The 12,687-nt window shown below is 59.9% G+C and carries 12 protein-coding genes; 2 read left to right on the top strand and 10 right to left on the bottom strand.

Going from position 1 to position 12,687, the window contains the following annotated elements:
• Positions 1 to 26 precede the first annotated feature (26 nt).
• From AUR_RS19025 to AUR_RS18980, 10 genes are all read right to left on the bottom strand, one after another.
• A complete protein-coding gene (locus AUR_RS19025; RefSeq protein ID WP_062096539.1) occupies positions 27 to 836 on the bottom strand; it encodes a 2-keto-4-pentenoate hydratase in 810 nt (269 codons plus the stop codon).
• 81 nt (positions 837 to 917) lie between these two features.
• Entirely contained in the window at positions 918 to 2,534 is a 1,617-nt protein-coding gene (locus AUR_RS19020) for an ATP-dependent acyl-CoA ligase (RefSeq protein ID WP_082694586.1), read from the bottom strand.
• Between the two features lie 7 nt (positions 2,535 to 2,541).
• The gene (locus AUR_RS19015) at positions 2,542 to 2,847 is read right to left on the bottom strand and encodes a hypothetical protein (protein ID WP_062096537.1); all 306 of its coding nucleotides are present in this window, start codon (positions 2,845 to 2,847) and stop codon (positions 2,542 to 2,544) included.
• Entirely contained in the window at positions 2,844 to 3,986 is a 1,143-nt protein-coding gene (locus AUR_RS19010) for a thiolase family protein (RefSeq protein WP_062096528.1), read from the bottom strand. Before AUR_RS19010 ends, AUR_RS19015 begins: the two co-directional genes overlap by 4 nt.
• Positions 3,987 to 4,061: 75 nt before the next feature.
• Entirely contained in the window at positions 4,062 to 5,411 is a 1,350-nt protein-coding gene (locus AUR_RS19005; RefSeq protein WP_082694585.1) for an MFS transporter, read from the bottom strand.
• Positions 5,412 to 5,480: 69 nt separating this feature from the next.
• Positions 5,481 to 6,536 (bottom strand): amidohydrolase family protein, encoded by a 1,056-nt coding sequence (locus AUR_RS19000; protein WP_062096525.1) that lies wholly within the window; start codon positions 6,534 to 6,536, stop codon positions 5,481 to 5,483.
• Positions 6,537 to 6,574: 38 nt separating this feature from the next.
• Positions 6,575 to 7,120, bottom strand: a complete 546-nt coding sequence (locus tag AUR_RS18995; protein ID WP_062096523.1) for a 3-hydroxyanthranilate 3,4-dioxygenase — start codon at positions 7,118 to 7,120, stop codon at positions 6,575 to 6,577.
• On the bottom strand, positions 7,117 to 7,578 hold the full coding sequence (locus AUR_RS18990) for a RidA family protein (protein ID WP_062096521.1): 462 nt from the start codon (positions 7,576 to 7,578) through the stop codon (positions 7,117 to 7,119). The genes AUR_RS18995 and AUR_RS18990 overlap by 4 nt, the downstream gene beginning before the upstream one ends.
• Entirely contained in the window at positions 7,575 to 8,363 is a 789-nt protein-coding gene (locus tag AUR_RS18985) for a 2-keto-4-pentenoate hydratase (protein WP_062096519.1), read from the bottom strand. Before AUR_RS18985 ends, AUR_RS18990 begins: the two co-directional genes overlap by 4 nt.
• Entirely contained in the window at positions 8,360 to 9,838 is a 1,479-nt protein-coding gene (locus AUR_RS18980; protein WP_062099142.1) for a 2-hydroxymuconic semialdehyde dehydrogenase, read from the bottom strand. The genes AUR_RS18985 and AUR_RS18980 overlap by 4 nt, the downstream gene beginning before the upstream one ends.
• Positions 9,839 to 9,959: 121 nt before the next feature.
• Between AUR_RS18980 and AUR_RS18975 the strand changes: the two genes are divergently transcribed.
• Positions 9,960 to 10,901: a LysR substrate-binding domain-containing protein gene (locus AUR_RS18975; protein ID WP_164888709.1), complete on the top strand. Its 942-nt coding sequence runs from the start codon at positions 9,960 to 9,962 to the stop codon at positions 10,899 to 10,901.
• 131 nt (positions 10,902 to 11,032) lie between these two features.
• Positions 11,033 to 12,679 carry a thiamine pyrophosphate-binding protein gene (locus tag AUR_RS18970; RefSeq protein WP_062096514.1) on the top strand — a complete coding sequence of 549 codons (1,647 nt, stop codon included), beginning with the start codon at positions 11,033 to 11,035 and terminating at the stop codon, positions 12,677 to 12,679.
• The last annotated feature ends 8 nt before the right edge of the window (positions 12,680 to 12,687 follow it).

The following is a 12,687-nucleotide window of genomic DNA, read 5'->3' as shown; positions in this document are numbered from 1 at the left end:
GATTGGTAGCCGTTGATATGCGTGGGCTAGGTGAAGTGGATTGTCAGGGATCCAAGGTCGCCGAAGTCTGCGGTCGCGCTGCTGTCAGCAACCACAGGAAGGGCCTTGGTGAATGATCCCGGGAGGACAAGGTGTCCGGCTTCCAAGACAACGCCTTGTTCTCCCAAAATGTTGGCCAACCAAACCAGCGCCAGGATCGGGTCACCCATGACAGCCTGGCCAGTACCGGTTTCCACAGGATGGTCATCAATGCGCAGGGTGCATTCGACCTGTTTGAGTTCGTCGACGCGGATATCCAGCGGCGTCCGGCCAACTGCGATGGCGCCGCAGGAAGCATTGTCCGCCACAGTGTCCACCAATCGGATATTCCAGTCAGCGATGCGTGAATCGATGATCTCGATCGCTGGGTAGACGGCTTCCACGGCATCAACTGCTTGCTGGTAGGTGACACCGGGGCCCTGGAGTGACTCTTTGAGCAGGAAGCCAAACTCTGGCTCAACTTTTGGAGAGATGAAACTGTCGCTGGGGATTTCTGCTCCGTCGTGATGGACCATGTCTTCGAAGAAGAAACCGAAGTCGGGCGAGTCGACGCCAAGTTGTGCTTGCATGGCTTGGGAGGTCAAGCCGACTTTCCTTCCGGCGAGGATCCGACCGGCTGCCTGGTGTTGCTTCAATTGGTCGGCCTGAACCTCGTACGCATCCTGGATGGTCATGGAGGCCAGCCGGTCACGCACGGGTGGCACAGGGACTCTGGTTCTTGTGGCGGTGAGCAGCTCTTGGGCGAAGCCCTGCAGGACCTCTTCCCGCCGCTGCCCGGTCTTGGTGGTTGTATGCATTGTTGTTCCTATCAGCGCGTGAAGACTTGCCAGTTTGTCGTTGTTGGCAGCTGGAGGTTCCATGAACGGTCCTCGACTGGCTTATCTATGGCCCATGGGGCTCAATGCCGGCGTGGATTGTTTGTGCTGCTGCGATTCCCTGTCCCATTCGGCTGCTGCAGTGCCTTCCTCTCTCAGCACGGTCTTCCGAACTTTGCCGTTTTCGGTTTTCGGCAAATCCTGGACAATGCGCATGAAGCGCGGGATGGCGTACTTGGCAAGCAGTGGCTCGCAGAAGGCTGCGATCTCGCTGAACTCGATGGGTTCCTTGACGACGATTGCTGCCATGACTTCGTCTTCACCGAGTTCGGAGTCCACGGCGTAGACCGCGGCTTCGCTGATCAAGGGGTGTTCAAGGAGGGCATGCTCGACTTCGGCGGAGGAGATGTTCTCGCCCCTGCGGCGGATGACGTCCTTGATTCTGTCCACGAACCGCATCCATCCGTCGGCGTCTACCACAACGCGGTCTCCAGTGTGGAACCAGAGGTCCTTCCAAGCTGTGACGGTGGCTTCGGGCATCCGGTAGTAACCAGTCGCAAATGCATGGGGTTGGTCGCTGCGCAGTAACAGCTCGCCTGGCTGTCCGGCGGGGACTTCCAGCCCATACTCGTCCACTACACGGGCACTGAACCCGGGCTGCACCTTTCCCATGTAGCCGGGCCTTTGCTCTCTCCGGCTGGAGGCCACAATCGAGTTGGTTTCGGTTGAACCGTAGCCGTCCATCAGGGTGATTCCGAACCGGTCCCGGAAAGACTCCAGCAAGCCAGCCGGTGTTGCCGGCGCCAGAGCGGCAACCACTCCGTGCGCCCGGTCCAGCGGAGTAGGTGGTTTGCTCGCGAGGATGCTCACCATGGCACCAAGTAGATACGTGAACGTCGCACCGGCGCTGTGAACATCTGACCAGAATCTTGAAGCCGAGAAGCGAGGTCCCAGAACGTACTCGGCGCCGCTGACCAGTGCTTGGCTGAAAGCATTTAGGGCATTCGTGTGGAAAAGCGGCAAGCAAGTGTAGAGTACGTCCTTGTCTGTGAGCTCAAGCTGCTGGGATACGTTGACGCCCCACCAGTAGAACTGGCCCTGCGGGCATTGAACACCCTTGGACACACCGGTGGTACCGGACGTGTACAGGATTGCGGCCGTGTCGCCCGGAAGCACAGGTGCAGGCTCGGCTCGCGAATCCGGCTGGGGAAGACCAGTGACAGGGTACCGGCTGCCGAGGCCGGAATCCGGCTCATCCAGCAGCCAGATCTGTCGCAATGATGAAAGCTCCGGAATGCGGTCCACATGCTCAAGCAGTGCACCCTCCGTGACGAGAAGCGACGACTCGGAGTTGGCAAGAATGTGGTGAAGCTGCTCGCCGCGGGCGGCTGTATTGATGGGAACAGCTATGGCGCCCACCCATGCACACCCTAGGATGAGGTCCAGGAGTTCCACCCGGTTAGAGGACATCAACGCCACACGCTCACCGGGACGGATGCCATGGTTCACCAGGACTCCTCCGGCCAGGGCAATGGCTTGCAGCATTTGCTGACCGTCACGGCGAATGGATCCGCAGCGCAGCAGCGGTGCGTTGGGGCGCTTTATGGCCCGGTTTATCAGCAGGCCGGGAACTGTCATCGAGGCGGGCCCCGACCCTGCATGGTAGGTATCGTCGAACATGGTACTCCTAGGCTTCAGTTCTCTGAAAAGGTACGTAGCCCGCAAGGGCAGTTTCTTGACTGGCAGTGTTGGTGAGGCTGATTCGGTCGCCTGCTTCCACTGTTCCCCCTTGAATCCGGGCAATGAAGTGGAGGTCCTCGAGGCATACTACGGTGGCTGTCTGCTGCCCGCTGGGGAGCAGGGTGACAGATTCCACCAGCCCGGAGTCGACCTTGTCTTCAATGAACGAAGACTTGAAGCATGTGGAGCAGATGAGGCGGAACGGGAAGTAGGCCGCCCGGCAATTGACACATCTTTGAAAAACAGCACTCATTCAGAAGCCTCCAACACTGCTAGGTTTGCGCACGCACCGTAGCGGTACAACACCATGCCGTAGCCGCTTACTGCGGCAAGTTTCGCTTGCACCTGCCGGTCTCCCCCTTGTCCCCGCAGTTGCCTTACGGCCTCCACGAGGCCATGCATGCCGCCAGCAGATCCTGCCTGCCCGGCGGAGAGCTGCCCTCCAGAGGTATTGAGGGCCAGTTCCCGGGGCTGAATCCGGGACCTGATGAATTCCGGGATGCCCGCGTTCTCTGCGACCACCCCCATGTCCACGAGCTGGGCGACCACCATTGCCGGATAGTCGTCGTAGACACTTATGAGGTCCACATCCCCCGGGGAGACGCCCGCTCTCTCCCATGCCAAGGGTGCGCAAGACCGCAAGCCGGTGACCAGGCCATCGCCCGCCTGGTTGTCCGAATTGTAGGAAGCGGTTGTCGAAAGAATCTTCGCCCTACGCTGTCCGTTTGCCCTCTCGTCCGCAACCACCACAACGGCGTCGGCACCTGTAACAGGGGGAACACAGTCGAAGCGGCCCAGGGGTTCGGCAACCAAAGGAGCGGCAAGGTACTCCTCGAGTGTCAAAGGTGCGCGGTACACCGCCCCTGGGTTCAGGCCCGCCCATTGCCGCTGGGCCACTGCAATGCGTCCGTAGTCCTCCCGTGTCAGACCATATTTCTCCATCTGGCGGGTGGTCAGCATGGCAAAGAGCGCGTTGGGTCCCGCCATGGGCAGCGGGGACAAATGGTCAGCCGTAGCCCGGTTGTATGTGGCAACGAGGTTGGCGAAGGCACCATGGTCCATGAGATCGCCAGCAGCGAGTACAACGACCGAGGCGTCGCCTGCTTCGATGGCGTGGACGGCGTGCTGCAGCATGTTCCCGGCGCTGGCACCCCCGTTGGTATCTTGCATGAGCCAAGTCAGCTTCAGACCCATCCTCCATGCGAGGTCGATAGCGTGGTCCGGGTCCAAGGTAAAGCTTGATACTGCGAAACCGTCGACGTCATTTGGGGAAAGCCCGGCATCTTTGAGCGCGCGGCTCACCGCGTCAACGAGAGTGCCCGATGTTGTGGTCTGCGGTTGTGGATGCCGCGTGTACGGAGATTCGCCGGCGCCGATGATGGATACTGCCATGTCTGGTTCTCTTCTGTTCAGTTGGGTGGAGCCCACGGAGTGCCACGGTGGGGGCTCCGGCAGGAATGGACGAGGCTAGCGGCGAGCGACTCTAGTGTCGTCGATGTGCTTTTGAGTATCTGTAGGAGACGTTCGGTGCTGGCCCACATTCCTGGAAAAGACCAACGCAATCAGTGTGATGGCAGCGAGGCCGATCGCATACAGGGCAACCGGTGTCGAGCTGTTGTACGTCAGCAGGAGTGCGGTAGCGATGAACGGTGCCAGTCCCCCGGCAAAAACGGCTGCTACTTCGTGGCCCAATGCCATTCCTGAATAACGCACCTCGGGGCTGAACAGTTCGTGGAAGAATGCCGGCTGGGCCCCGATCATGGCAGCGTGGCAAATTCCGTTTCCGATGAAGTAGGCGAGAACAATAAGGCCTGGCGAGTTCGAGTCGATGAGCCAGAAGAAGGGGAAGGCCATGAGTGCCAGTGCGGTAGCCCCGATTGCGTACACTTTTCGCCGGCCGATCTTGTCGGATAGATGCCCAAAGAAAACAATGGTGCAGAATGCAAAGAGCATGGAGAGCATAACGCCCAAGAGCAGCGTTCCTCGTTCGACTCCCACGTGCACACCGTAAACGAGTGAGAACGACAGCAGCAGGTAGGAGCCGCCGTTTTCTGCCATCCGGAGTCCCATGGCGACCAGGATTTCCTTGGGGTGTGTCCGCAGTGCCGTCAATACCGGCAATGCGGCCCGTTCGCCGTCGTTCTTGACCTGCTCGAATTCTTTGGTTTCCGGCAAGCGGAACCGGATGTACATTCCCACGCCGAACAACAGGATGCTCACAAGGAACGGCAGGCGCCAGCCCCACGCCAGGAATTGTTCCTCTGGAAGTAGCTGAGCGAGATAGAAAGCTGCCGACGCGAGGACAAATCCGAGGGTAACGCCGCCCTGGCTGAATGCGGAAAACAAGCCACGGCGCTTATCCGATGAGTTTTCGCTGATGATCAGAACGCCTCCGCCCCACTCACCGCCGGCAGCGATGCCTTGAAGAACGCGCAGAACGACCAGCAAGATCGGCGCCCAAATACCTACCTGCTGGTACGTGGGCAGCAGGCCCATCAGGAAGGTGGCGATACCCATGATGGTCAGGGTCAACACCAGGGCCGTTTTTCGGCTCACCCGGTCACCGATGTGACCGAACAGAATCCCGCCAAAAGGACGGGCAGCGAACCCAACTGCGAAGCCGACGAAGGCTCCCAAAGTACCAACAAGCGGGTCAGTGCCGGCCGGGAAGAACAGTTTTCCGAATACGATGGCAGCCGCCGTCGCATAGAGGAAGAAGTCGTACCATTCGAGCGAGTTCCCGATGAGGGATGCGACGATATAGCGCTTAATTCCATGGCTTTTGGCATCGCTGGTGCCTGGGGCTTTTTGTGACATGAGCGTCTCCTGGGAAAAGGGGGGTAAGGGGCGAAGATCCGCGACATTGGGGATCCTTCGGGTCAGCCATCAAGCACTGGCCGGAGTCTCGTCGAAGATCTGGACGTCAGCGTCGACGTCCATCCCGAGAAATTTTTGTGCGTTACTGCTCAGGATTTGACTCTGTTGTTCTTGAGTCAAGAAGGCAGACTTTCTGATGAGGTTTCCCGCGGGCCTTTCGCCCAAGGGGTAGGGGAAATCGGATCCCAGCATGATGTGCTCGCTTCCCATCACGTCGGTGAGTAGCCGCAAGGAGGCGTCATTGAAAACTACTGAGTCCACGCTGAACCGGTTGATGTAGTGCGATGGTGGAAACTCGGATGTGGCAATGAGGTCCGGGCGCTGGTGCCAGGCGTTGTCCATGCGCCCTACCCAGTAGGGAAAGGAGCCACCGCCGTGTGCAAAGCACAGGCGTAGGTGGGCGGGCAGTCTGTCGAAGCCACCACCGAGGATGAGCGACAGTATGGACAGGTGTGTTTCCCCGGGCATGCCCACTAACCAGCGCGCCATCCATCGATCGAGCCGGGGTGAAGTGGGCATGTCCCAAGGGTGCACAAAAACGGCGGCGTTCCGGTCTGCGCAGTGTTGCAGGAAGGTGATGATACCTTCATCGTCCAGATCGCGGTCCCCCACGTGGTTGCCGATTTCAACGCCCACGTGGCCGTTCTCCAGTGACCGGTCAAGTTCACGGCACGCAGCATCCGTGTCCTGCAGCGGCACCTGACAGAAAGGGATGAGGCGTTGGGGTGCTGGATCACAGACCTCCAACGCCAGATCATTGAAGATCCGGCTCACTTTGACCGCTTCTTTTGGATCGCGGGCGTAGGAAAAGAACACAGGGGTAGGTGAGACAACCTGTACGTCCACACCGTCCGCATCCATGGCGGCGAGCCGCTCTTCGGCGGCCCAGGCGTTAGAGCGGAGGGGCCGGAATTCAGCGGAGCCCAGCATGAGCATCGCTTCCCGTTCCGAATCGCTGCGAAGCCAAGGCCACGGCCCGTTTGCGCCAGTTTCCTGGGCAAGGTCGGGCCACCCGTTCGGCACGTAGTGGGTGTGGATGTCGATGGTTGGTGAAAGGTTGGTCACAGGGATCTTTTCCTTAGATGCGTTTTCCGGAGGGTTGCTTAGCCCCGGCCGGGGTGGACAGCCCCGCAGTTCTTGCACGTGCGCGCCGAAACGTCGCTGGCGTAGAACTGCTCGAATACGGGCGGCAGGTCTTCCACGATGTCCCGGACCTGGAGTTCGACCTCGTGAATGAGGTCGGAGCACTCAAGGCAGTACCACTGGAACTTCTCCGTGGTTCCTTCCTCCCGGATGCGCTCGATTACGATGCCGATGGAGCCGGCTTCGGGTCGCTGGGGTGAGTGGGGGATGTTGCCCGAGAGCAGCCACATCTCACCCTCCCGGACGTCTACCCGCTTGATGCCTTCGTCTGTGACGACGTTCACATGCATGTTGCCCTTTACCTGGTAGAACCACTCCTCGTAGGGATCGACGTGGAAATCGGTGCGCTGGTTCGGGCCGCCGACCACCTGGACGATGAAGTCATCGACTTGGGTCCACATTGCTTTGTTGTTTACCGGTGGCTTCAAAGAGGCCTCGTTTTCGGCCAGCCACTGCTGGAAGTTGAAAACGGGAAGGATGCTTGTCTTGTTGGTGCTTGTGGTCATTGTCCTGCTCCTTGTTGTTCCAGTTGTCGTGTTGATGTTGTCGGCGGTTGCCTCCTGTGGGCTATCGCCTGGATTTCGATAAGAAGGTGTGGATGTGGAAGCTGGTGGACGGCGACGGTGGTGCGGGCCGGACCATCCTCGTCGAAATACTGTCCGTACACTTCGTTGTAGCCGCCAAAGTCATTCATGTTGACGAGGAAAGCAGTGACTTGAACGACGTCGTCGAGAGAGGCGCCGACGCTCTGGAGAATGCGTCCAATGTTCTCGATGACCGCTTGGGTCTGCGCACGAATGTCGAGGTTCGTGGTGCCCAGTTCATCTGCTTCAACACCAACGAAGGTGTTGTCCGGTCGTCTGCTGCTTGTCCCGGAGACGTAGATAACGTCACCGGCAGTCTTGACGTGGGGAAAGCGGCCACGGGGCTTTGCCATGTCCCCTATGAGTTTCGCCCCGCTCATGAGTCAGCTCCTGCCGTCTCCAGTTCAACGCTGCCGATGCCGGCGACGATGGCAGTGATGGTGGACCCTGGCGAGAGAGGAACCGCAGCAGTGGCTGCACCTGCCAGCAGTACTGCACCGGCAGGGAGTCCGACTCCGTGGCGGCGGTACACTCGGGCAAACTCCCGCAGAGCGTTCAGGGGGTCACCGAGGATAGCCGAAGTGGTCCCTGTTTCGGTGATGGATCCGTCGACAAGCAGCGTTACCGTCCGACCGGCAAGATCGTCCGTAAAGGTAGCCCACTCGCCCAGGACGTAGCGACTGGCCGAGGTATTGTCGGCAACGACGTCAGCGAGACTGAACGAGAAGTTGAGATAACGCGAATCGATGATCTCAAGCGCGGGTGCCACTGCGTCCACGCTTGCAATGATCTGTTCCTCCGATGCATCTGGCGGAACGGCCTGGCCGAAGCGGAAGGCGACTTCGGGTTCAACGCGTGGGTGAACGGACCCGTCAAGCCGAAGGCGGTCGCCGTTGTGCACTTCCATGGTCGAGGTGAGGAATCCAACGATCACTTCCTTGACGCCCATCTGCGCCATCTTCGCCTCGCTGGTGAACCCCAGCTTCGCGCCTGTAAGGTGCTCTCCCCGCGCCAAGCGAAGGTCCCGCAATTCGGCTTGTACCTCATAGGCAGCTTCGAGCGACAGTAGGTCGCCGAATTGACTTATGGCGATACCTTTACGTTCGGCCTGATCGAGTCTGCGGGCTATCTCGCTGATTGGTGGGGCTGGGTGGGTTGCGGTCATCGTGTTGCCTCGCTCAGGTTTACGCACACGTTGCTGGGTTGGGTATAAAAGTGGAGGGAGTGGGTTCCCCCTTCGCGGCCGATACCGGACAGTCCGGCTCCGCCGAAGGGTGAGCGCAGGTCGCGTAGGAACCAGGTGTTGACCCATGTAATTCCAGTGTTCATGCGGCCAGCAACCCGGTGTCCTCTCTCCAGGTTGGTGGTCCAAACGGCAGCAGCCAGGCCGTACTTTGTGTCGTTGGCCAGGCGCACGGCCTCTTCCTCGTCGTCGAAGGGAATCAGGCCTGCGACGGGGCCGAAGACTTCTTCGCGCATCACGGGTGCGTCGTGGCTGAGCCCGGTCCAGAGTGTCGGCTCAATCCAAGCGCCACCACTGAGTTCGTGGCCCAGATTGGGGATTCCACCACCCACGATCGCCTCACCGCCTAGCTGCTTAGCGCGTTCGAGGTATGAAAGAACTTTTTGCCTGTGAGTGAGGGAGATCAGTGGTCCGGTGGTGGTCCGGGGATCCATAGGTTGACCTAGCGTCAAGCCTCTGGCGCGCTCAGCAAGTCCAGCTACGACATCGTCAAAGATGGGACGCTGGATGTAGACGCGCTCGGTGCAGAGACAGACTTGCCCGGTGTTGGTGAAGATTGACCGGGTGAGCCCGTCCACAGTAGCTTCGAGGTCCGCGTCTGCGAAAACGAGTGCAGCATTCTTACCGCCCAGTTCAAAAGAGACCGGGCGGACGTTGGACGCTGCCGCGTGCATGATGGCTGAGCCGGTGGATGACTCCCCTGTGAAGGTGATTCCGTCGATGCCTTCATGCGTGGTGAGGAATTCGCCAGCCGATCCTGGACCAAAGCCGTGGACCAGGTTGAACACGCCATCGGGTACGCCGGCCTCGGCCATGATTTCAGCCAGGAGGGTCGCGGACGATGGCGTTTCCTCCGATGGTTTGACGATCACCACGTTGCCGCAGGCGATTGCGGGAGCCACTTTCCAGGTCAACAGCAACAGAGGCAGGTTCCACGGCACGACTACGGCCACTACGCCCAGCGGTCGGCGCAAAGCGTAGTTCAGGGCCCGTCGGCCGTCGGGAAGTTCGGTGAGGAAGGAGTCCAGGCCTTCGGCGGCGATGATGTCTGCAAAGGCGCGGAAGTTGGCTGCTGCACGGGCTACGTCGAGGTCTCTGGCAAGTGCTTCCGGTTTGCCGGTATCGGCGATTTCGGCGGCGAGCAGATCGTCGAATCGTGCTTCGATGCGATCCGCGATACGCCGCAGCAGGGCTGCGCGTTCATTGACTGTGGAACTCCCCCAGCGGCCTTGAAGTGCGCTCCGACCGGCCTTGACCGCCATGTCAATAGTGCCGCGGTCGGCCTCGGCAACGTGGGCGACAACGCTGCCATCGACGGGGCTGATCTTTTCAAATGTCCTGTCGGCGGCGTCAAGGAAGGCTCCGCCGACGAAGTTGCGCAGAGTAGGAATCGCCATGATGGGTGCTTCTCCCGGTTCGTCGGTGTGGGTTGTATCACCAGTCTGCTGGACCCAAACCATGTCCGTCGAATGCCTTTTCGCGTGCAAGCCATGTCCATATGGGCATATCATCATCGGCATGGACATCAGAACCTTGCTGAATGGCCCCCTGAAGATCCGTCATCTGGTGTTGGTCTTAGCTATCGCCGATCACGGGACCATCGTCAGCGCGGCCAGGCACCTGTACATCACGCAGCCCGCGGTCAGCCGCGGTTTGCGCGAAGTTGAGGATGCCCTCGGGGCGCCTCTTTTCGAAAGGGGCGCCCGCGGAGTCCGCCCCACACCATTTGCCGAAGTCTTCATCAGTCACGCACGGGCAGTGGTCGGTCACCTCCAGCAAGCGACCAAGCACATAGCAGAGCTGGCGGACGCCAGCGCCGGCTCAGTCACCATTGGCACGTATGTCGCCGGAGGCAACCTTTTGCTGCCCAAAGCGATTGCGCGGCTAAAGCAGCAGCGGCCACACGTCAGCGTCCACGTCCACGAAGCGACTCCTGACCGGTTAACCAACGGACTCGTTGCGGGAGAAATCGACATAGTCATTGGCCGTCTTACCCCCCATCCTGACGTTCCTGAACTGCAGCAGGCGGCGCTGTACCATGAGCCCTTCGAGGTCGTTGCTAGACACGGTCATCCTGTTTTTGAGCGCGGCGAAACCGCCCTCAATCAGTTGCGGAACTACCCGTGGATCATGCCGGTAGCGCAGACGGCACTGCGCGGGGAGCTCGAGAGTGCCTTCGCCCGTGAGCGCCTCGAACTCCCCGAACAGCAGGTGGATTGCTCCTCCACCATGACACTTCGTGCCATGGTCTCAGAGACGGACTTTCTTGCGCTCCAACCACGCACCATCGGTACCGCCGATCCCCTGCTACGCATTGTCGGAGCGAGAATCAAAGGCATCAGCCAAACGGTTGGCGTGACCACTTTGCAGGACAGGCTGCCGAGCCCGGCAGTGGTGTTGATGTTGCGTTGTTTTGAACAAGTAGCTGTAGAAATCCGGAAGACCCTTTCGGCCTCCTGATGGCGGGACCTCTTCAGCAGCTATGCCTTATTCAGACTCTCCGACTGAAATAGGCATTAGCCAGACGAGCCCGTCGCAGGGAGCATTTTCGTATAGAGCTTCCAGCAATCAGAACCAGAGGTACCAATCAGATGCGTGTTTTTGAAAAAGTGGCCGAAACGCTGATAGGGCTTGGTGTCCGCCAGGTCTTTGGTGTTGTCGGCAGCGGCAACTATGACGTGACCAAGGCCCTCATTGCCCGCGGTGCTACATACGTGGCCGCGCGTCACGAGGGCGGTGCCGCATCGATGGCGGACGCCTTTGGGCGAGTCGGCAGCTCAGTCCCTGTAATCTCCTTGCATCAGGGATGCGGGCTGACAAATGCCATCACCGGCATCGCGGAAGCCGCGAAATCCGGCACACCAATGCTGATTCTCGCCGCCGAAGTTGCGTCTTCTGCTATTCATTCCAATTTCCGCATCGAGCAGAGCCATCTCGTTGAATCCGTGGGAGCCGCGAGCTTCCGTATCTCCAGAGAGACTGCCGCCCGGGACGTTGCCCTTGCTTACAGGACAGCAGTAACTCGCCGCATTCCTGTGCTGGTCAATCTCCCCTTGGACATTCAAAACTCCGAAACCACTGAAGAGTATGCTGCCTCAGTTGCCAGCGGGGCCGCCATTTTAACGGTGGCTGAACCAGTAACCGAAGACATTAGCCACTTGGCCGACCTCATCGAGCGGTCGAATCGACCCGTCATCATTGCCGGCCGAGGAGGGCGCGGTGCCGGGCCTCAGCTACGCGATCTTGCGGAGGTTTCGGGGGCCCTTTTGGCAACCTCGGCGGTCGCCCGCGGGCTGTTCAATGACGATCCGTTCTACCTGGACATTTCCGGTGGCTTCAGTACACCGCTGGCGGCTCGTACCATCCAGGACTCCGACCTCATCATCTCCTTTGGTTCTGCATTGAACATGTGGACCATGCGTCACGGCGAACTCATTGGCCCGGACACCACAGTGGTGCAGGTAGACGTTGATCCACTGGCGCCCGGCAAGCACCGGCCCGTCGACTTCGGCGTTTTGGGCGACGCAGGGCTTACGGCAGCGGCCGCAGCCAGAGAGCTCCGCAGCCGCGGTTTCTCCCGTGTTGGCTACCGAACTGAAGAGATCGCACAAGCCATCAAGTCCGAAGGCCGATGGCAGGACGTCCCTTACGAGGACCTGGGCGATGGAGAGCGCATCGATCCCCGGACCCTCACCATTGCTTTAGACGGGATGCTCGACAAGGAACGCGTGGTGGCCGTCGATTCGGGCAATTTCCTCGGATATCCCAGTGCCTTCCTTGATATTCCTGACGAGAACGGGCTCGTCTTCAGCCAGGCCTTCCAATGTGTGGGTCTGGGTCTGGCCAGTGTAATCGGGGCAGCATACGCACAGCCGGACAGGCTCCCGGTCCTCGGCACCGGTGACGGCGGCGCCCTGATGGCGGCAGCGGAGATGGAGTCTGTTGTCCGGCTGGGTATCCCCCTTGTTGTTATCGTCTACAACGACTCAGCTTATGGAGCGGAAGTACATCACTTCGGTGAGGACGATGACGCCATGGGTCTTATCACCTTCCCTGACACCGACTTCGCAGCCATCGCGCGCGGTTACGGCTTTGCAGCTCAGACCGTGCGGAACCTCGAAGATTTGGAGCCGGTGCGTGAGTGGCTCGACGGAAGCCGTGACAAGCCGCTGCTCATCGATGCAAAGACCGTCAGCTTCGCGTCCTGGTGGCTTGAGGAAGCATTTAAGGGCCACTAGGGCCATCA

Source organism: Paenarthrobacter ureafaciens (genome assembly GCF_004028095.1).
Taxonomy (GTDB): Bacteria; Actinomycetota; Actinomycetes; order Actinomycetales; family Micrococcaceae; genus Arthrobacter; species Arthrobacter ureafaciens.
Note: the sequence above shows the minus strand (reverse complement) of the source record. Positions and strands in the feature narration are given on the sequence as shown.

What these genes read in the sequence shown, in the direction of transcription:
- AUR_RS19010 (WP_062096528.1), bottom strand. Translation starts at nt 3,986, where the DNA reads ATGGCAGTATCCATCATCGGCGCCGGCGAATCTCCGTACACGCGGCAT.
- AUR_RS18970 (WP_062096514.1), top strand. Translation starts at nt 11,033, where the DNA reads ATGCGTGTTTTTGAAAAAGTGGCCGAAACGCTGATAGGGCTTGGTGTC.
- AUR_RS18980 (WP_062099142.1), bottom strand. Translation starts at nt 9,838, where the DNA reads ATGGCGATTCCTACTCTGCGCAACTTCGTCGGCGGAGCCTTCCTTGAC.
- AUR_RS19025 (WP_062096539.1), bottom strand. Translation starts at nt 836, where the DNA reads ATGCATACAACCACCAAGACCGGGCAGCGGCGGGAAGAGGTCCTGCAG.
- AUR_RS18990 (WP_062096521.1), bottom strand. Translation starts at nt 7,578, where the DNA reads ATGAGCGGGGCGAAACTCATAGGGGACATGGCAAAGCCCCGTGGCCGC.
- AUR_RS19020 (WP_082694586.1), bottom strand. Translation starts at nt 2,534, where the DNA reads ATGTTCGACGATACCTACCATGCAGGGTCGGGGCCCGCCTCGATGACA.
- AUR_RS18975 (WP_164888709.1), top strand. Translation starts at nt 9,960, where the DNA reads ATGGACATCAGAACCTTGCTGAATGGCCCCCTGAAGATCCGTCATCTG.
- AUR_RS18985 (WP_062096519.1), bottom strand. Translation starts at nt 8,363, where the DNA reads ATGACCGCAACCCACCCAGCCCCACCAATCAGCGAGATAGCCCGCAGA.
- AUR_RS19005 (WP_082694585.1), bottom strand. Translation starts at nt 5,411, where the DNA reads ATGTCACAAAAAGCCCCAGGCACCAGCGATGCCAAAAGCCATGGAATT.
- AUR_RS18995 (WP_062096523.1), bottom strand. Translation starts at nt 7,120, where the DNA reads ATGACCACAAGCACCAACAAGACAAGCATCCTTCCCGTTTTCAACTTC.
- AUR_RS19015 (WP_062096537.1), bottom strand. Translation starts at nt 2,847, where the DNA reads ATGAGTGCTGTTTTTCAAAGATGTGTCAATTGCCGGGCGGCCTACTTC.